Origin of the sequence: Actinosynnema sp. NPDC091369 (assembly GCF_044757065.1) — a bacterium.
Taxonomy (GTDB): domain Bacteria; phylum Actinomycetota; class Actinomycetes; order Mycobacteriales; family Pseudonocardiaceae; genus Actinosynnema.
Genome location: NZ_JBIVUG010000017.1, coordinates 108,369 through 127,279, shown reverse-complemented (window position 1 = coordinate 127,279; position 18,911 = coordinate 108,369). Strand labels below are relative to the sequence as shown.

Genomic DNA, 18,911 nt, shown 5'->3' with positions numbered 1-18,911 from the left:
GACCGAAATGCGACCCCGCGGTCCCCTCCCGTTTTGTCGTCGCTGACTCGATGGCCGACTTGGAGGCGGACGCGGGCCGGGGCGGTCCGGCCGATGTCCACCTCGATCTCTTCCACCGCTGGTCTCGGCCCGCTCGCGGAAGACCTTCGAGGGCCTTCACCGGGTCATCGCGGCCGACGTCGAAGCCCTCGGCAAGGCCGGCATCGACGAGGGCACCCTGCGGGGCATCACCGAGACGGCACTGGCACAGCTTCCGCGTCCACCCCGGTAGCGCACGCCGCTGTGACGATCACCGCGCGCAGCAGGCCGCGGCGGGTCAGGTTTTCGTGGCGATGACCCAGCGGTTGGCGGCCAGCGTGTCGTGGGGCTCGGGGAGCGGTCCGCGTCCGTGGTGGTGGGTGAAGTCGAACGGGGTGTGGACCCGGGTGGTCCAGCCGCGGGCGGTGAGGGCGGCGGCGGAGTCGGGGCGGGGGTCGTCGTCGAACAGGGCGAGCAGGTCGATCCCGGTTTGGGCCTTGGTCGAGGTGTAGACGGGGTTGTGGCGGACCGCGGGGTGTTCCCGGACCAGTTTGACCTCGTAGGCCAGGGTGCTGCCGGGTGCGGACAGCCGGTCCACGGTGTCGACCAGCCGGCGTTCGGCGTCGCCGGGCAGGTACAGCAGCAAGCCTTCGGCCAGCCAGGTCGTGGGCTCGTCCGGCCGGAACCCGGGTAGGAGCCGCGCCCAGTCGTCGCGGAGGTCGGCGACCACCGGGTGGCGGGTGGCGCGCGGGCGTGCTCCGAGGCCGTCCAGGACCTGCTGCTTGAAGTCCAGCACCGGCGCCTGGTCGAGCTCGAACACGACGGAGTCGGGCGGCCAGTCGAGCCGGAACGCCCTGGTGTCCAGGCCGGCGCCGAGCAGCACGGCCTGGCGGTTGCCCGCGGCGAGCACGATGTCGTCCAGCACCCTGGTGCGCAGCCCGAAGTAGCGGGCGAGCCGGCCCCACAGCGGGTTCGCTTCGCCGTCCGGGACGTCGCGCGGGTGCACGGGCCAGTTCGCGGACGCCGGTGCGGCTCGCACGAAGTGCTCGGCGTAGTCGTCGCGGGCGAGGGAGTCCGGGCGGTGGGTTTCGATCGCGCGGGCAGCCGCGACCATGAGCGCGGTCAGCGCGACGCCCTCACCGAGCACCGTTCGTCCTCTCGTCCGAGGGGATCGCACCACGTGTCGGGGCGGTCGTGGGTGGTGGTGCGGGCCCCGTACAGGTCGGCCATGAACCGCGTGGTGTCCTCGTCGCGCTGGAGCAGGCTGGTGGTGCTGTCGACGAGGACCGTGATGTGCCAGCCCTTCTGGAAGGCGGTGCGGGCGGTCGAGTCCACGCACACGTCCGCGTACACGCCGGCGAACACCAGGTGCTCGATGCCCCGCCGGCGCAGGTGTGGCTCGAAGCCGGGGGTCAGGAACGCGTCGAAGCACGCGTGCTTGGTGACCACGAGCTCGCCCGGCGCCGGCGTGACCTTGTGGAACTGCGCGCCCCAGGTGCCCTCGACGCAGGTCGGCGCCCGACCACCGCGGTCGTTGCGACGACGCCAGCTCGGGCCTTGGTGCTCGACGTCGCCGACGAAGCGGACGAACACCACCTCGGTGCCGCGGGCCCGCGCCAGGTCGACCGCGCGTGCGGCGTTGGTCGTCACGGCGTCCAGGCGCGCGGGGTCCTTGCGGTACCGGGTCGCGGCGACCGGTCCGGTGCAGAAGTCGTTCTGGAGGTCCACGACGATCAAGGCCGTCCGGGTCACGATCCCGCCTCCAGCCGCGCTTGCCCGACGCGCCGGTGGGGCAGTTCGGCGAGCAGCGCGTCGACCACGGCCGTGGTCGAGTGCCGCCCACCCAGGTCGGGGGTGAGCACGCCGCGGGCGGTCACGGCGGCGAGCGCCCGTTCCGTCGACTCGATCGCGCCCGCGCCGTCGCAGTGCCGTTCGACGACGGCCGCCGCGGCCCGCACCGTGGCCACCGGGTTGACGGTGTCGCGACCGGTCAGGTCGTCGGCGGAGCCGTGCACGGTCTGGTACTCCACCAGCCCGGCCAGATCGGGGTGCAGGTAGACGTTCTCGGTGCAGCGGTTCTCCTGCTTGTCCTCGCCGTAGCGGTCCAGCAGGACGACGTGCATGATGTCGCCCCACTCGTTGCCGGCCACGACGACCGTCCGCCGGGGTAAGCCGTGCTGGAGCAGGTTCCGGTTCACGGTGTCGGGTTGGCTCAGCTCGATCCGCACCCGGTGGCGTTCGGCCGCGGCGCGCACCCAGTCGTCGAACGCGCCGTCGAGCAGGTGGTGCTTGTAAGCCATGACGATCCGGTCGGGGCCGCCGTCCGGCCACTGCCGCCGCCCGCGCGCCAGGGCGTGGGCGATGACGTCGTCGGTGACCTCCCGGCTGAACTGCATCGTGCGGGTGATCACCCCCGGCGCGTGCCGGTTCTCACCGGTGTAGAAGCCCTGGGCCTCGTCCCGGACGAGCAGCAACGCGGCATCGGGCGACGACCTGGGCGCCGACACCACGTCGACCTTCACCGCCCGCAGCCGCTGCCGGACCAGGTACAGCGACTGCGCGTTGACGGCCGTGCGGAACACCGCGGCGGCGCCCCGCCGGGCCAGTGCCCGGCAGAACCGCTCGTAGTGCCCGGCGTCGTCCTCGGTCAGCCGGCGCATGTCCGCGATCCCGCCGGCCTCGGCGCGCAGCGAGTGGTAGGAGTGGTAGGTCCGGGGTGAGCGGGTGACGGCCGGGGTGACGCCGTGCAGCTGCCCCAGTCGGTGCACCACCCGTTCGAACACCGCCGCCAGCTCGGGGCCGGTACCCCGTCCCACGGCGAGCCCGACTTCCGCCGTCATCCGGCGCTCGGCACCAGGCGGTCACCGGGGATGCCGGCCGCGTCCGGTCGGTAGAAGTCCTTGATGCTGTCCACCCAGACCGACACGGAGATCCGGTCGTCCGGGTCGGGCTCCAAGGCGTCGAAGAGCGCGTCGATGTTCTGCTGCTCGAACCCGATGGCGGACATCAGTGCGGTGAACACGTGCCGCTCGATCAGGCCGTCGCCGTCCGGGTCGCCCAACCGGGCCAACGACCGGGCGAACTCGTCGATCGTGAACTCGAACCGCTTGGGGGACAGCACGATGTCCTCGAACTCGTCCCGGTCGATGCGACCGTTGCGGTCGTCGTCCAGTTCCTCGGCGAGGGTCTTCCAGTAGCGGTGGAACGCCGCGTTCATCGCTTCCTTCGCCGCCGCGTCGGACTGCGGCGCCGCCTCGACCACCCGGCGGGCCATGTCCTCGAAGTCGTTCGCCTCGATCTCACCGGAGCCGTTGGCGTCGAACAAGGCGAAGACGAGGTCGACCCGACTCAGCGCAGCCTGAGGGTGCTTCATGGTTCTTCTCCCGTCGGAAATGACGACGCGCCATCGGGTGGAATCGCGCCGTCGTCCCGCCGCCGTGCCCGGTGGCGGTGTCCCCATGATGTCGAAGGCTGCGCGTGCCTGGTCGAACCACTCGCGTCTTCACTGGAAAGTGTGAATTGTCGGCCGCCGCCCGGGTTTGTTCGAGCGCGGACGTCATCGCCCACGCAACCGCCGGAGAAGGCGACAGGCTGCGCGGAGGACTTGTGAGGGCGGGGTGGTGGCTTTCGGGCGGCGACGTCAGCTCTTGCGACGGCGAGGCGCTGCCGATCGCGGCGGGGTGGACCGCATGTGGTCGCGCACCGGTGCGAGCAGTGCGGCGAGGGCGGTGACGTCGGACGGGGAGAGCGGTTCGAAGAGCAGGCTGCTGACGACCTCGACGTGTCCGGGCAGCACGGCCGCGAGCAGCGCGCGTCCGGCGTCGGTGATGGTGACCGTGACGCTCCGCTCGTCGTCGGCGGATGGCGTGCGTTCGACCAGGCCCGCCTTCTCCAGCAGTCCCACCTGGTAGGTCAGGCCGCTGCGGCTGTAGACGACGCCGTCGGCCAAGTCGGTCATGCGGTGGCTGCCCGTCGGCGAGTCGCCGAGCCGGGCCAGCAGCTGGAACTGCACGTAGCTCAGATCGCCCGCCTCCTTCAGCTGCTGCTCGACCGCGTGGCGCAGCAGGCTGGTCACCTCGACGAGGTCGAAGTAGGCGCCCAGCTGGACGGGGTCGAGCGACGGCGGGGAGTCGGTCATGCGCGCCAGTCTATTGCTTCGAATTTGAAGGATCACGGACCGTCCGGCGGGTGGGGGGCGAGTCGGTGCTCCGGGTCGGGTGCGGCACCCGCGGGGCCACGACGTGCCGCACGTCACTTTGCTTCGAATTCGAAGCAAGCCTACTGTCAGTGCCAGATGCTTCGAGTTCGAAGCAAACCGCGAGGGAGAGTCGCCATGAAGGCAGTGCGTTTCCACGAGTTCGGCGGTCCCGAGGTCCTGCGCTACGAGGACGTCGAGCAGCCGGTCCCCGCGGCCGGTGAGGTGCTGGTCCGCGTCACGGCCACGACGTTCAACCCGGTCGAGGGCAACATCCGCCTCGGCGTCATGCAGGGGCCGATCCCGGTCGACCTGCCGCACACCCCCGGCCTCGACGTCGCCGGCACGGTCCACGCCCTCGGCGAAGGCGTCGACGGCCTCGCGGTCGGTGACGCTGTAGTCGGTTTCCTGCCGATGACCAAGCCCGGCGCCGCGGCCGAGTACGTCCTCGCACCGGCGGACGTCCTGACCGCGGCGCCCAAGGGGATCCCGCTGGCCGACGCCGCCGCGTTGCCGTCGGTGGGCCTCACCGCCTACCAGGCGCTCTTCGACCACGGTCAGGTGGAGGCCGGGCAGCGCGTGCTGGTCAACGGCGCGGGCGGACCGGTCGGCGGCTACGCCGTCCAGCTGGCTAAGTGGGCTGGTGCGCACGTGATCGCCACGGCCAGTCCGAGCAGCGCCGAGGCCGTGCGGACCGCCGGCGCCGACGAGGTCGTCGACCACACCACCACCAGCGTGCTGTCGGCGGTGACCGGGCAGGTCGACCTGGTGCTCAACCTCGCGCCTGTCGACCCGGCGGTCCTGGCCGGGCTGGTCACGCTGGTCCGACCGGGCGGAGCCGTCGTCAACACGACGGTCTGGATGCCCGCGCCGACCGACGAGGACCGCGGCGTGCGCGGCATCGACCTCTACGTCCGCAGTGACGCCGAGCAGTTGGCGAAGCTCGTGTCCCTGGTCGACTCCGGCGCGCTGCGGGTCGACGTGGCCCAGCGCGTGCCGTTGACCGAACTGCCGGCGATCCACGCCCAGGCCGCGTCGGGCGTGGTTCGCGGCAAGGTCGTCTTCCTCGTCTCCGATGTCTGACACGCCATCCGAGAGCCCATGTCGCCGGCCGTGGTGCTGACCCGCGCGGCGCGGGCGTGAATCTCGGTGAGGAGTGTTCGGTCCGATCGTGAGCACTGCACCGTGCCGCACGAAGAGGCGGTCCTCACCGCGGCACTCCGCGCGGTCAGTCCGTCGAACTCCTCGGGGTGTAAACCGTGCCAACTCCCGCACGGTTCACGCCGGCACCTTCACCACCGAAGGACTTGTGCGCCAGCCTGAGCTTCCGGCACGCAGCGGGGGATCCGCTACCGGGGACGGCGGATCTTGATCAGGTCCATGTCGGTGGCGGTGGCGCGCATGTCGCGGAAGTCGACGCCGAGTCGGTCGAGCGCGCGGGAGGCCAGGGCCAGGGCGCGGTCGCGGACGGTTCGGTCGGTGGGTTCGACTTCGGCGCGCAGTTGGACGCGGAAGCTGAAGAAGTCCAGGGTCCGGTCGTAGGAGAGGGCTCCCTGTTCGGAGAAGCCGTTGGTGAGCACGCCGTGCTGGTCGACCTCGGCCAGCAGGCGGGCGCGGGCGGTGTCGTCGAGGTCGGTGAACCTGCCGCGCACCATGACCCGGTAGGTGTGCTCGACCATGTGCAGCCCCTCGTTCGTCCGGCAGTCCCGTGCATGGTGGGGCAGTGGCCGGGCGGATCGCAATCGACTTAACCGGCCGCACGCTTTCCCAGTGGATGAGCGTTCGACCGGGTGGCGGTGGCGAGGAGGTACGGTCCCTCGCGCCGGCCCGGATGCGGCCATGGGGTGTCTGCTCGAAGAGCAGGAAAGGGGACGAGCCGTGCGCCGTCGTACACGCAAGACCGTTGTCGCCGTGATCGCGTTGACCAGCCTCGTCGCGGTGAGCGCCTGCGCGAAGAACTCCGGGGACAGCCCCGCCGGGCCGACCACGGTCGCCGGTTGCGAGTTCGCGACGCCGCCCAGCGCGCCCGCCGCCACCAGCGTCACGGAGAGCACACGGGCCTCCGACGGTGACAAGGTGGACGGAAGCGCGCTGAAGATCGGTCTCGCCTACGACATCGGTGGCCGGGGTGACGCGTCGTTCAACGACCTCGCCGCCGCCGGGTTCGACCAGGCGATCAAGGACCTGGGCGTCGCGAAGGACAACACCCGCGAGCTGTCCGCCGCGCCGAGCGAGGACGAGTCGGTGAAGCAGTCCCGGTTGCGCCAGCTCGCGCGTGAGGGCTTCAACCCGATCGTCGCCGTCGGCTTCGCGTACACCGAGTCGCTGAAGGTCGTCGCGCCGGAGTTCCCGGACGTCCGGTTCGGTCTGGTGGACTCGGCCGTGCCGGGCGCGGCCAACGTCACGCCGCTGGTCTTCGCCGAGCAGGAAGGCGCGTTCCTGGCCGGTGTCGTGGCCGCGTACCAGAGCAGGAAGTGCCACGTCGGCTTCGTCGGCGGCGTCGACATCCCGCTGATCCACAAGTTCGAGGCCGGGTACGTCCAGGGCGCGAAGGCCGCCGCGCCGAAGGTCGTGGTGGAGAAGAAGTACATCACGCCGGCCACGGACTTCACCGGCTTCCAGGACCCGGTGAAGGGGCTGGAGACGGCGAAGGGCCTCATCGACAAGGGCGCGGACGTCCTCTACCCGGCCGCGGGCGCGTCGGGCATCGGCGTCTTCAACGCGGTCAAGCAGGCGGGTGTGCTGGCGATCGGGTGCGACGCCGACCAGTACAACCAGCCGGCGCTCGCGGACACCCGGGACGTGATCGTGGCGTCGAGCCTCAAGCGCGTCGACGTGGCGGTGTACGACTTCGTCCGGGCCGCGGCGGAGGACGACCTGGCTTCGTTGCCGGACGTCTTCGACCTCAAGGTGAACGGTGTCGGCTACGCCACGTCCGGCGGCCGGATCGACGCGAAGCTGCAGGGCATCCTCGAAGGGTTCAAGGCGCAGATCATCGCGGGCACGATCAAGGTCACGGACAAGCCGTAGTCCGTCGGCACGGGAAGTCCCCGCCGGCAGCGCGATCCACCGCCGGCGGGGACTTCGGCGCTAGTCGGCCGCTTCGGCCGGTGGCGTCACGAAGAAGGTGAAGTCCTCGCGGGCCCTGGCGTCGACGGGCAGGGGCAGGCTGATGCGACCGGAGGCCACCAGGGTCCGGATGGTGGGTCTGCTCAGGCCGAAACCCGCCGTGAGCAGCTTCTCGACCCGGATGGGTGCGGGGAGCTCGAACCTCACGACGACCTCCAGCGGGACGGGGTCCTCGTCGGACAAGGCGTAGAACGGCATGTCGGTCTCCAGGTCCCAGGTGCCGCTCCAGTCGAGCCGGTACCCGGACCGGCCGGCCGTCACCGGGTCCATGACCAGGTGCCGGACCAGGGCCGGGTCGTTGTTCTCGAACCGGCGCAGGCGTTCGTGCTCCAGCGTTCGCACGTGGACGCGTTCGTGGATGGGGATCTTGGACGTGCGGCCGCACCCGTCGCAGCCGATCAGCACCCAGACGTCGAGCAGCTTGCCGTTGGCGTTCACGCGGAACTTGTCGGTGGGGTGGTGGCGGGTCGACCGGCACGAGAAGCACGACGTGACGATGGCGGGCAGGCCGAGTTCTTTGACGACCCACAGCGCTTTCCGGTCGGCGCTCTCTGCGGGCACGCGGGAAGAAGGCATGGCTTGGGCAGACTCCAGGGCGTGGGGAGGAGACGCCGGACAGCGCGCTCATGGCGCTGCGGATTGCCTCCTGGAACCAGCGAGGTACGGCCGACGGCCACCGAGGGCGTCGGCCGGGGCGACGTGACCCGCACGTCGCGTTCGTCACTGGTCACAGGTCCATGTGCGACATGATGTTCACCCTGAGCGCGTAAGGCAACGGGTTTTCGTCGTGGAGCCTGCCGTCGGGTGGGACTGGTGATGGGGGAGTGGCGGGCACATGGGCATGACGCTGTCGTTCACGAGGGTGACCCCGGAGGAACTGGACCGGGCGTTCGCGGACCCGGAGTGGGCGCGGGAGCACGTGGCCGACGAGGACGTGCCGTACTGCTTCCTCGAGAAGTCGTGGGCCGGCATCCAGTTCCTGCTGGACGCGGCCGGTGTCCGGGTCGACCTGTACGAGGACGGCGAGCCCGTCGACCGGCGGTCGGCCTTGTTCGGGTGGACCGCCGCCGCGGTCGCCGCGGCGGCGGAGCTGCTGAGCGCCACGCCGTTCGAGGTGTTGGCCGCCCACTACGACCCGGAGAAGCTGAGCGAGCAGGACGTCTACCCGATGAACCACCTGTGGGACGCCGACGACGTCGAGTACCTGCGGGGGCACTACCGGGACCTCGTCACGTTCTTCGAGGAGACCGCCGCGGCCGGTGGCGCGGCGATCCGGGACTTCAGCTTCTGAGGCCCCGCCCCCGGGAGCGGGTCACCTCGCCGCCGTGACGGCCGGTCGGGGTCTGCCCCGGGACACGGCCACGCCGACCAGGCACAGCGCACCGCCCGCCAGCGCCACCAGACCGGGCACCTCGTCCAGCAACGCCCACGACAGCAGCACGACGAGCGCCGGCACCAGGTAGGTCGTGGCGCCGAGCTTGCCGGTGGTCATGTGGGACAGCGCGTACGCCCACGTGTAGAACGCCAGCGCGGTCGGCAGCAGCCCCAGGTACACCACCGCGAACGTGGCGCTCGCCGGGGCGTGGCGCAGGTCGCCGACGAGCTGCCCGCCGAACGGCAGGCACGCGATCGCCCCGACCACGCAGCCGTACGTGGTGGCCTGCAACGCGGACGCGTGCCGCAGCGCGGGCTTCTGCGCCACGACCCCGACCGCGTACCCCGCCGCCGCGACGAGGCACAGCAGCGCGCCCTTGGTCGTCGAGCCGCCGCCGTGGTCGACGAGCCCCACCGCCGCGACACCCGCGAACGCGATCACCAGCCCGGCCAGCAGCCTCGCCGGGAAACCCTCGCGCAGCAGCCACCCCGCCAGGAACGCCACCAGGATCGGGCCCACGCCGACGATCAGCGCGGCCGTCCCCGCGTCCGCGTGCCGCTCACCCCAGTTCAGCGCCACCATGTAGAGCGCGAACCAGAACACGCCGGAGCCGATGACCCCCGGCCACGCGGCCCTCGGCGGCACGCCCACACCGCGCGCCGCGGCGACCGCGCCGAGCGCGATCGCGCCGACCAGCAGCCGTCCCAGCGCCAGCGACCCGGGCTCGAAGTGCTCCCCGGCGTACCGGATGCCGACGAAGGCCGACGCCCACAGCACCATGGTGACCAGGACCGCCGCGGCGGCCTTGGTGGTGACACCGCTCTGCTCCACGGTTCAGCCCCCCGCCATCGCGCGGACGTCGCGTCGGCGCAGCTTGCCCGTCGGCGTGCGCGGCAGCTCGGGCACGAACACGACGTCCTCCGGCACCTTGTACCAGGTGAGGGTCGCGTGCGCGGTGGCGAGCAGGTCGGCGCGCACCCGCTCCGGTGACGCGTCGTCGGCCAACGCCACGAACGCGCGCAGGCTCGTCACACCGGTCTCGCGCCGGGCCGAGCACACCGCGGCATCGCGCACCCCGGGGTGCCGCATCAGCAAGTCCTCGACCTCGGCCGGGTGCACGTTCTGGCCGCCGACGATCTCCACGTCGTCCATCCGGCCGTGCAGCCGCACGTACCCGTCCTCGTCCACGGTCGCCGCGTCACCCGTGGCGTACCAGGAATCCCCGGCGCGCAGGGGCGGGTCGCTGCCCCGTGCCACGCCCAGCGCGATCGACGGGCCCGCCACCTCCAGCGCGCCCTGCACGCCCGGCGGCGACTCCGCGCCTGTCCCGTCCACGATCCGCATCCGGTACGGCGGCAGGACGCGCCCGATCGCGTGGGCACGACCGCGGCCGATCTCGTCGGCCACCAACGCGTGCCCGATCTCCGTGGTGCCGAAGACGTTGAGCAACCGCTCGCCGAGCACCCGACGCAGCCGGGACTCCAGCACGTCCGGCAGCACCTCGCCGGCGACGACCGCGAGCCGCAGGTCCGACAGCAGCTCGTGGTCGGGGTGGCGCAGCAGCCGCGCGTAGAAGCTCGGCTGGCCGTAGAACACCGTCACGCCGTGGGTCTTGACGATCCGCAGCGCGTCGTCCTCGGTGGCGCGTTCCCGGGACAGCACCGTCGTGCCGCCGCGGTGCAGCGGGAAGAACAGCGAGTTGCCCAGCCCGTAGGCGAAGTACATCCGCGACACCGAGAACGTGACGTCGTCCGGCGTGAGGCCGATGACCGACCCGATGGCCTGCTCGTACACCTCGGGGTCGCCGTGGGTGTGGAAGCACAGCTTCGGGTCGCCCGTGGTGCCGGAGGTGAAGACGGCGTAGGCCGGGCTGTCGGACGTGACGGGCGCGTAGGGCGCGTCACCGTCGGCATCCAGCTCGTGCGGCGCGATCCCGGGCGGACCGCCCCAGTCCTCCTCGCACACGACCGCGTCCGGCACCGCGATCGTCAGCGCGCGGCGCACCTCGTCTGGGTGCATGGTCGAGTTCACCGGCACCGCGACCGCCCCGATCCGCAGCGCGCCGAGGAACGCCCACACCACGTCGATGCCGTCCGGCAGCACCAGGGCGATCCGGCTGCCCGGGCCGAGGCCCCGCGCGGTGTAGGCCGCGGCGGCTCGGCCCGCGCCTTCGTAGACGTCGGAGAACCGGTAGGTCTCGGCTCCGACGTGGTAGGCCGGTCGCCCCAGCCAGCCGCGGTCACGCGCACGTCGTGCCAGCCGTTCGACCAGGTTCGCGCCACTGCGCACCGACATGATTCCCCCCGATATCACGTCGAAAGTTGGTCGGCCACGACCTCCCCTGTCGTCGCCGCGTGGACGAGGTTGGCGACCGGTGACGTGGACTGTCAAGCGATGCCGGCCGCCCGGCCGCCCGCCAGGCACACCGCGTCACTCCATCGAGTGAACCCGGTGATTCACCGGGTCGCGTCCGGGAACCGGAAGTCCAGCAGGCAGCGCTGGTCGGTCACCTCGGTCACGCCGTCGAGCTCCAGGCCGTGTGCGGAAGCGAGCGCGCGGAACTCCTCCAGCCGGCGCTCGCGGCCGCCGAAGATCACCAGCATGGTCAGGTCGCTCTCGGTGTCGGCGCGCAGACCGCCGACCGCTTCCACGACCAGGACGCGCCCGGTGGGCCGTGCGGCCTCGGCACAGCGGGCCAGGATGCGGTGGGCGTGTTCGTCGTCCCAGTTGTGGAGGACGTCGACCAGCAGGTACGCGTCCGCGCCCGCCGGGAGCGGGTCGAAGAAGCTGCCCCCCGTCACCTGCGCCCGGTCGGTGAGACCGCGGTCGTCGAACGTGCGACGGGCCTCGGCGGCGGTCTCCTCGAGGTCGACCACGTGGCCGCGCACGTGGGGATGGGCCTCCAGGATGGCGGCGAGCAGGCCGCCCGCGCCGCCGCCCACGTCGACGATCGTGGCGAACCGGGACCAGTCGACACCGGCGACGATCCGGGGGAGCTGGTCGCGGAACCGGCGCGTCATCTGCCGGTCGAACGACTCGCGCAGGTGCGCCTGGTCGTGGATGTCGGTGTAGAAGTCCCGCCCGTACCGGAGCGGGTAGGCCGCCTCGCCGGTGCGGACGCTGTGGAGCAGGTCGACGTGGACGACCTCGCCCCGCCCACCCGCGCGGTCCAGGTGCAGCAGGTCGGTCAGGCGGTTGTCGGCGTCGGCGCGCAGGTTCTCGCCGAACGCGGTCGTCCGGTAGCCGGTCGGGGTGCGTTCCACCAGCCCGAGGGTGGCGAGGTGGCCCAGCAGGAGGTCGAGCGCGACCGGGTCGGCGTCGAGCTCGGCCGCGACCACGTCGACGGGCGCGCCGTCGCCGAGCAGCCGGTCCGGCAGGCCCAACGTCACCGCCACCCGCAGGGCCATCGGGGTGGCCAACCCGGCCATCCGGAGGATCGTGCGCGCATCACTCTCGTCATGTCCCACGACGACCCACTGTCCCAGCAACGTCGACGCGTCACACGCCGAGCCGCGGGCCGCCCGTCCCGCGGGCGCCCGCGGCCCCCGCGCGGAGTCAGGCGATGCCGGCCTCGATCAACTGCTGCCAGATCACACCCTGGTCGACCACCTCGACGCCGAGCTTCTCCGCCTTGGTCAGCTTGCTCGCGCCCACATCGGCCCCGGTGACCAGGTAGTCGGTGTTCGCCGAGACCGAGGTCGCAGTGGTCGCGCCCGCCTTCTCGCAGAGCCGCTGGAACGTGGGCCGCGGCACCTTCTCGCCCGAACGGGGGTCGCTGATCGCGCCGGTGACCACCACCGTCTTCCCGGCCAGCGGCGCGTCCGACGCCACGACGGGCGGCAGGTCCTCCTCCCGCACGTCCAACGACACCCCGTACTGCCGCAGCCGTTCCAGCTCGGGCCGCAACCGGGTCAGGTGCTCGGTCAGCGAGGCCGCGACCTTCGGCCCGATGTCCTCCACCGCGACCAGGCGCTCCTCGTCGGCGTCGGCCACCTCCTCCAGCGAACCGAACCCCGCGCGGCACAGCCGGGTCGCGGTGCCCTCCGACGCCAACGGGATCGCCAGCCCGATCAACGCCCGGCGCAGACCCACGGCGCGGCCGGCGGCGATCGAGTCGATCATGCGCGTCGCGGAGGTCTCACCGATCCGGTCGAACTCCAGCAGCTGCTCCTTGGTCAGCCGGTAGAAGTCCGACGGGTGCTCCAGCAACCCCGCCTCGGCCAGCCGCTCGATCCACACCGGACCCACGGCCTCGATGTCCGCCGCCGCCCGCGACGCCCAGTGGATCAACCGGCGCACCGTCTGCGCCGGGCAGGCGACGTTGGTGCAGAACAACTCCCGGCTGTTGCCCTGCTCGGTCAACCCCTGGCCGCACGACGGACACGCCGCCGGCGGCACGATCTCCCGCTCCGCTCCCGTGCGCTGGGACTCGTCCAGCACGCCCGCCACGAACGGGATCACGTCACCGGCCCGGCGGATCAGCACCGTGTCCCCGATTTTGATCCCGCGCGCCCGGATCACCTCCTGGTTGGCCAGCGTCGCGCGGGTGACCGTCGTGCCGCCCACGAACACCGGCTCCAGGTGCGCCACCGGCGCGATCTTGCCCGTCTTGCCCACGTCCCAGACCACGTCGAGCAACAGGGTCGTCTTCTCCTCGGCGGCGAACTTGAACGCCAGCGCGCCGCGCGGCGAGTTCGACCGGGTGCCCGCGGCGGCGAACGCGTCCCGGTTCGCCAGCCGCAGCACCGCGCCGTCCAGGTCGTAGTCCAGCTCGTTGCGCCGCGCTTCGATGCCCGAGATCACCTCCTGCGCCGCGGCCGCGTCCTCGCAGTGCCGCATGTCGGCCACGGCGAACCCCAGCGCCCGCAACCCCTGCTCCAGGTCGGCCGCCGTCGCGTCCGCCGACGTGTCCAGGTCGAAGGCGAAGAACTGCAACCGGCGCTCCGCGACCGTGGCCGGGTCCTTCGCCCGCAGCGTGCCCGCGGCGGCGTTGCGCGGGTTGATCAGCGGCTTGTCCGGGTGCGCGGCGTTGTAGGCGGCGAACGTCGAGCGCAGCATCACGGCCTCGCCGCGCGCCTCGACCCGGCCCGGCGCGTCCACCCGCTCCGGCACGCCGTCCACCAGGGCGCGCACCAGCGGCGTCACGTCGTCGCCCGTCGTGCCGTCACCCCGGGTGACCGCCCGCGCCAACCGCCCGTCCTCGTAGACCAGCGCCAGCGACAGCCCGTCCAGCTTCGGCATGACCACCACCGGCTGACCGGGGAAGCGGTCGAAGAACGCGGCGACCTGCTCGGGCTTGGTCGCCTTCTCCAACGACAGCATCGGCCGCGAGTGCCGGACCGGCGCGTGCAGCACGGCCGGCGCGCCCACCTGGTCCAGGGGGTTCGGGTCGGGCGCGAGGTCCGGGTGGGCCTCGATCAGACCGCGCAGCTCGTCCTCGATCGCGTCGTACTCCGCGTCCGCCACCAGCGGCGAGCCACGGTAGTAGGCGTCGCGCAGCACGACGACCTGATCGGCGAGTTCCTGGATGCGTTCCCGAGCGTTCACGGCTCACAAGTTACCGGCGACCCCCGACAAAACCCGTGCGCACGGGGCACGGGCGCGCGAATCTCGGTCGCGGAGCCGCCCGATCGGGCCTAACTTCTGCGGCGAGCAGAGGAGAACCGTGGAGCAGATCAGCAAGCGACTGGTGAACTGGGCGTCCATCCTGGACCAGGGCACGCGCGAGCAGGCCGAGAAGACCGCGCGGCTGCCGTTCATCCACCCGCACCTGGCGCTCATGCCCGACGCGCACCTCGGGAAGGGCGCCACCGTCGGCAGCGTCATCCCGACCCTGGGCGCGATCATCCCCGCCGCCGTCGGCGTCGACATCGGCTGCGGCATGATCGCCGTGCGCACCCAGTTCACCCTGGACGACTTCCGGTCCCGCCCGCTCGCGCCGCTGCGCGAGGCGATCGAGGACGCCGTGCCGCTGTCGGCCGGGAAGTACAACACGCGGATGACGGACACCGCGCGCGAGCGCGTCGAGGAGCTCACCCGCCGCGCGGAGGCGGCGGGCTTCGACCCCGGCCGGTACGCGGCCAACTGGGAGTTGCAGCTGGGCACGCTCGGCAGCGGCAACCACTTCATCGAGGTCACGCTGGACGAGACCGGGCGGGTGTGGCTGTTCCTGCACTCCGGGTCGCGCGGCGTGGGCAACAAGATCGCCCAGAAGCACATCCGGATCGCGCACGAGCAGTGCAAGCGGCGGTGGATCGACCTGCCCGACCCGGACCTGGCGTACCTGGTCGAGGGCGAGGACGAGTTCTGGCACTACATCCGCGAGATGCGGTGGGCGCAGGAGTTCGCCTGGCTCAACCGCGAGGAGATGATGGACCGGGTCGTCGCCCGCGTGGCCGAGTGGACGGGCCGTGAGGTGGAGCGCCGGGAAGTGGTGAACTGCTTCGCCGGCGAGACGCAGGTCATCACCCGCACGGGCACGCGTCCGATCGAGGCTCTGGCAGGCGGCGTGCACGAACTGCTCACCGCGGACGGCGAGTGGGTCAAGGCACCTGTCCGGTCGTTCGGGCGGCAGGAGGTCCACGAGGTCGTGCTGGGCCGTTCCGGCGTGATCAAGACGCTCCGCGCCACCGCCGACCACCGCTGGCTCCTGCGGTCGCGCCGTGGGCACGAGTACGAGGCGACGACGGCCGAGCTGAAGCCCGGTGAACGACTCCGGTTCACGTTCCCCCGTCGGCCCGACGGTCTCGCGGTGGACCGCGAGGCGGCGGCTCGTGGGTTCGTGTACGGCGACGGGCACCGCGTCGGCAACCGCTCCTACGCGAACTTCTGCGGCACGAAGGACTTGGCGATGCTTCTCCTGTTCGAAGGGCTCGGGCGTCCGCCCCGCACGTACGGCGCGATGAAGCGGATCGCCGGGCTCCCGGTCGAGTGGAAGACCCGACGGCCGTCACTCGACGCACCCCCGGGCGTGCTGTACGGGTGGCTCGCCGGCTACTTCGCGGCGGACGGTGACGTCGACGCGACCGGCCGGCCGACGCTCGCCTCCGCGTCTCGTGAGGACCTGGAGTACGTGCGCCTGGCCTGCCAGGCCGTCGGCATCGGCACGTTCGGCATCAGGACGCGGATGCGCACCGGCTCCGGCACGGAGCCGACCGCGCTGCACCTCGTCGGCCTGATGCGCGGCGACCTCGATCCGGAGTTCTTCCTGATCGAGGAGCATCGCGCCCGGTTCGTGGCCGGGCGGCACGCTGCCGAGCGCCGTGGCTGGACCGTGCTCTCGGTGCGGCCGACCGGCGAGACGACCGAGGTGTACTGCGCGGTCGTCGACGACACGCATTCGTTCGCGTTGTCCGACAACATCCTCACGGGAAATTGTCACCACAACTACACGGAGCAGGAGACCCACTTCGGCAAGAAGGTGTGGTTGTCCCGCAAGGGTGCGATCAACGCCGAGAAGGGGCGGGCCGGTCTCATCCCGGGGTCGATGGGCACCGCGTCGTACGTCGTGGTCGGGAAGGGCAACCCGGTGGCGCTGAACTCCTCGCCCCACGGCGCCGGCCGCGAGTACTCCCGCTCGGCCGCGCGCCGGGCGTTCGACCGGGACGACCTGCGCAAGGCCATGGTCGGCATCGAGTACCGCGACACCGACGCGTTCATCGACGAGATCCCGGCGGCGTACAAGGACATCGACGTCGTGATGCGTGACGCGGCGGACCTGGTCGAGGTGCGCCACACGTTGCGGCAGATCGTCAACGTGAAGGGCGACTGACCGGCGGGTTGGTAGGGTGGCGGTGAAGATCACCGGAGCAGGAGCGGGGGTTGGTGAATATGGCTGTCGGCAGCCGTCTTCAGCATGCCCTCGCCCGGTGCGCGCGTGGCTGACGCGTGGCCGGGTCATCCCTTGATGACCAGGAGTTTCGAGTGTCTTCATCGTTCATCCCCGAGTTGATCACGGCACGGCTGGAGCTGCGGCCGTGGGTCGCGCGCGAGGTCGGGGCGGTGGTCGGCGGCGAGCGGTTGCCGCACTGGGCCGACGACTTCCCCGCGGAAGGCGACCGGGTGGTCGCCGGGCTCTTCGGTGACCACCCCGAGTGGCTGGGTGGTCACGGTCACCGGTTGGTGGTCGAGCGCGACAGCGGTCTGGTGGTCGGCTCGGTCGGGTTGTTCTGGCCGCCCGTCGACGGCGTCCTGGAGATCGGGTACGGCATCGTGCCGTCACGGCGGGGGCGCGGGTACGCCTCCGAGGCCGCCCGCGCCCTGACCGGGCACGCGTTCACCGCGTCCGGCGTGCACACCGTCCGGGCCGAGGTCGAGTTGTCGAACCCGGCCTCGGCGCGGGTCCTGGAGAAGGTCGGTTTCCGGCCGTTGGACGAGGTCACGGGGCAGGGCACCGCCTCGTACGCGATCACGCGGTAACCGTCCGGCGGGGTCGGTGGCGAGTCGGCCGCCGGCCCCGCGTTACCGCCGACGGGGGAGCACGCACCCCCCGGCTATGCATGGTCATGCAGCGTCGTGCATACTTCTAGTCGTGTCCAAGGTGCTCACTTACCTCCCCGCCGGCGAACACGTCGGCATCGCGTTCTCCGGTGGTCTCGATACGTCCGTGGCGGTCGCCTGGATGCGGGAGAAGGGCGCGGTGCCGTGCACGTACACCGCGGACATCGGTCAGTACGACGAGCCCGACATCGCATCGGTGCCCGGCCGCGCCGAGGTGTACGGCGCCGAGATCGCCCGGCTGGTCGACTGCCGCGCCGCCCTGGTCGAGGAAGGTCTCGCGGCGCTGGCCTGCGGCGCGTTCCACATCCGCTCCGGCGGCCGCGCCTACTTCAACACCACGCCGCTCGGCCGGGCCGTGACGGGCACCATGCTGGTGCGCGCCATGCTCGACGACGACGTGCAGATCTGGGGCGACGGCTCCACCTACAAGGGCAACGACATCGAACGGTTCTACCGCTACGGCCTGCTGGCCAACCCGTCGCTGCGGATCTACAAGCCGTGGCTGGACGCCGAGTTCGTCAGCGAGCTGGGCGGTCGCACGGAGATGTCGGAGTGGCTGCTGGCCCGCGGCCTGCCGTACCGGGCGAGCACGGAGAAGGCGTACTCCACCGACGCCAACATCTGGGGCGCGACGCACGAGGCCAAGGCGCTGGAGCACCTCGACGCGGGCATCGAGATCGTGGACCCGATCATGGGCGTGCGGTTCTGGGACCCCGAGGTGGAGATCGCCACCGAGGACGTCTCGATCGGCTTCGACCAGGGCCGCCCGGTGACGATCAACGGCAAGGAGTTCTCCTCCGCCGTCGACCTGGTGCTGGAGGCCAACGCCATCGGCGGCCGGCACGGCATGGGCATGTCCGACCAGATCGAGAACCGGGTCATCGAGGCCAAGAGCCGGGGCATCTACGAGGCGCCGGGCATGGCGCTGCTGCACGCCGCCTACGAGCGGCTGGTCAACGCGATCCACAACGAGGACACCCTCGCCGCGTACCACACCGAGGGCCGCAAGCTGGGCCGGCTGCTGTACGAGGGCCGCTGGCTGGACCCGCAGGCGCTGATGGTGCGCGAGTCGTTGCAGCGCTGGGTCGGCACGGCGATCACCGGCGAGGTGACGCTGCGCCTGCGCCGCGGCGACGACTACTCGATCATGGACACGACCGGGCCCGCGTTCAGCTACCACCCGGACAAGCTGTCCATGGAGCGGACCGAGGACTCGGCGTTCGGCCCGGTCGACCGCATCGGCCAGCTGACCATGCGCAACCTCGACATCGCCGACTCGCGCGCCAAGCTGGAGCAGTACGCCGGGCTGGGCATGGTCGGCAGCCAGTCGACGCTGATCGGCACGCCGCAGGTGGCGCCGACCGAGCTGATCGGCGCGATGCCCGAGGGCGGTGCCGAGGCCATCGCCTCGCGCGGCAAGGTGACCGACGACGAGCTGCTCGACCACGCCGCGCTGGAAGCCGGCAACGACTGACCGCTACGTGACGCGCGTGCGCCGCTCCCGTCGAGCGGCGCACGCGCGTTTCAACGCTTGTCGGCGCGCGCCAGGTGTTCGTGGACGCCGGTTCGCCGAGGTCGGTCGGCCCGCGGCCCGGCGGGTGGGCCTCACCGCCCGCGCGACCACGGCGAACCCTGGGCGAACGGCAACGCGGGAGAAGTAGCGGGCCGGCCGCCGGTGTGAGACTCCCTGTACCT

17 protein-coding genes are annotated in these 18,911 nt (G+C 71.7%); 6 read left to right on the top strand and 11 right to left on the bottom strand.

Translation table 11 applies throughout. The features are described 5' to 3' along the window. Positions 1-316 precede the first annotated feature (316 nt). The 5 genes from ACIQMJ_RS37435 to ACIQMJ_RS37415 all read right to left on the bottom strand — a co-directional run bounded on the left by ACIQMJ_RS37435 (position 317) and on the right by ACIQMJ_RS37415 (position 4,156). A complete protein-coding gene (locus tag ACIQMJ_RS37435) occupies positions 317-1,165 on the bottom strand; it encodes an SAM-dependent methyltransferase (RefSeq protein ID WP_499765755.1) in 849 nt (282 codons plus the stop codon). Continuing rightward, complete coding sequence (locus tag ACIQMJ_RS37430; RefSeq protein ID WP_499765754.1) at positions 1,141-1,770, bottom strand: cysteine hydrolase family protein; 630 nt, start codon at positions 1,768-1,770, stop codon at positions 1,141-1,143. The genes ACIQMJ_RS37435 and ACIQMJ_RS37430 overlap by 25 nt, the downstream gene beginning before the upstream one ends. Continuing rightward, the gene (locus ACIQMJ_RS37425; protein ID WP_499765753.1) at positions 1,767-2,858 is read right to left on the bottom strand and encodes an isocitrate/isopropylmalate family dehydrogenase; all 1,092 of its coding nucleotides are present in this window, start codon (positions 2,856-2,858) and stop codon (positions 1,767-1,769) included. Before ACIQMJ_RS37425 ends, ACIQMJ_RS37430 begins: the two co-directional genes overlap by 4 nt. After that, a complete protein-coding gene (locus ACIQMJ_RS37420) occupies positions 2,855-3,391 on the bottom strand; it encodes an EF-hand domain-containing protein (protein ID WP_499765752.1) in 537 nt (178 codons plus the stop codon). The genes ACIQMJ_RS37425 and ACIQMJ_RS37420 overlap by 4 nt, the downstream gene beginning before the upstream one ends. 267 nt (positions 3,392-3,658) lie before the next feature. Beyond that, the gene (locus tag ACIQMJ_RS37415) at positions 3,659-4,156 is read right to left on the bottom strand and encodes a MarR family winged helix-turn-helix transcriptional regulator (RefSeq protein WP_499765751.1); all 498 of its coding nucleotides are present in this window, start codon (positions 4,154-4,156) and stop codon (positions 3,659-3,661) included. A gap of 195 nt (positions 4,157-4,351) precedes the next feature. Between ACIQMJ_RS37415 and ACIQMJ_RS37410 the strand changes: the two genes are divergently transcribed. Continuing rightward, positions 4,352-5,296, top strand: coding sequence for an NADP-dependent oxidoreductase (locus tag ACIQMJ_RS37410; RefSeq protein ID WP_499765750.1), 945 nt, complete (start codon positions 4,352-4,354; stop codon positions 5,294-5,296). 266 nt (positions 5,297-5,562) lie between these two features. Here ACIQMJ_RS37410 and ACIQMJ_RS37405 read toward each other — a convergent pair whose 3' ends face one another. Further along, positions 5,563-5,892: a DUF6204 family protein gene (locus ACIQMJ_RS37405; RefSeq protein WP_499765749.1), complete on the bottom strand. Its 330-nt coding sequence runs from the start codon at positions 5,890-5,892 to the stop codon at positions 5,563-5,565. Between the two features lie 160 nt (positions 5,893-6,052). Between ACIQMJ_RS37405 and ACIQMJ_RS37400 the strand changes: the two genes are divergently transcribed. Continuing rightward, the gene (locus ACIQMJ_RS37400) at positions 6,053-7,243 is read left to right on the top strand and encodes a BMP family lipoprotein (protein WP_499765748.1); all 1,191 of its coding nucleotides are present in this window, start codon (positions 6,053-6,055) and stop codon (positions 7,241-7,243) included. A gap of 60 nt (positions 7,244-7,303) precedes the next feature. Here ACIQMJ_RS37400 and ACIQMJ_RS37395 read toward each other — a convergent pair whose 3' ends face one another. Beyond that, positions 7,304-7,903, bottom strand: a complete 600-nt coding sequence (locus ACIQMJ_RS37395; RefSeq protein WP_499765747.1) for a DUF1062 domain-containing protein — start codon at positions 7,901-7,903, stop codon at positions 7,304-7,306. Positions 7,904-8,177: 274 nt separating this feature from the next. Between ACIQMJ_RS37395 and ACIQMJ_RS37390 the strand changes: the two genes are divergently transcribed. Continuing rightward, positions 8,178-8,633 (top strand): DUF1877 family protein, encoded by a 456-nt coding sequence (locus ACIQMJ_RS37390; protein ID WP_499765746.1) that lies wholly within the window; start codon positions 8,178-8,180, stop codon positions 8,631-8,633. A 21-nt stretch (positions 8,634-8,654) separates the two neighbouring features. Here ACIQMJ_RS37390 and ACIQMJ_RS37385 read toward each other — a convergent pair whose 3' ends face one another. The 4 genes from ACIQMJ_RS37385 to ligA form a co-directional block, all read right to left on the bottom strand. Then, entirely contained in the window at positions 8,655-9,548 is an 894-nt protein-coding gene (locus ACIQMJ_RS37385) for a DMT family transporter (RefSeq protein WP_499765745.1), read from the bottom strand. A 3-nt stretch (positions 9,549-9,551) separates the two neighbouring features. Further along, positions 9,552-11,012 carry a class I adenylate-forming enzyme family protein gene (locus tag ACIQMJ_RS37380; protein ID WP_499765744.1) on the bottom strand — a complete coding sequence of 487 codons (1,461 nt, stop codon included), beginning with the start codon at positions 11,010-11,012 and terminating at the stop codon, positions 9,552-9,554. 161 nt (positions 11,013-11,173) lie between these two features. Continuing rightward, the gene (locus tag ACIQMJ_RS37375) at positions 11,174-12,145 is read right to left on the bottom strand and encodes a methyltransferase (RefSeq protein ID WP_499765743.1); all 972 of its coding nucleotides are present in this window, start codon (positions 12,143-12,145) and stop codon (positions 11,174-11,176) included. Between the two features lie 127 nt (positions 12,146-12,272). Then, entirely contained in the window at positions 12,273-14,264 is a 1,992-nt protein-coding gene (gene ligA / locus ACIQMJ_RS37370) for an NAD-dependent DNA ligase LigA (protein ID WP_499765742.1), read from the bottom strand. Positions 14,265-14,382: 118 nt separating this feature from the next. Here ligA and ACIQMJ_RS37365 point away from each other — a divergent pair, with 118 nt between their 5' ends. From ACIQMJ_RS37365 to argG, 3 genes are all read left to right on the top strand, one after another. Continuing rightward, complete coding sequence (locus ACIQMJ_RS37365; RefSeq protein WP_499765741.1) at positions 14,383-16,488, top strand: RtcB family protein; 2,106 nt, start codon at positions 14,383-14,385, stop codon at positions 16,486-16,488. 152 nt (positions 16,489-16,640) lie between these two features. Further along, positions 16,641-17,135, top strand: a complete 495-nt coding sequence (locus tag ACIQMJ_RS37360; protein WP_499765740.1) for a GNAT family N-acetyltransferase — start codon at positions 16,641-16,643, stop codon at positions 17,133-17,135. Positions 17,136-17,247: 112 nt separating this feature from the next. Further along, positions 17,248-18,690, top strand: a complete 1,443-nt coding sequence (gene argG / locus ACIQMJ_RS37355) for an argininosuccinate synthase (protein ID WP_499765739.1) — start codon at positions 17,248-17,250, stop codon at positions 18,688-18,690. Positions 18,691-18,911: the final 221 nt, after the last annotated feature.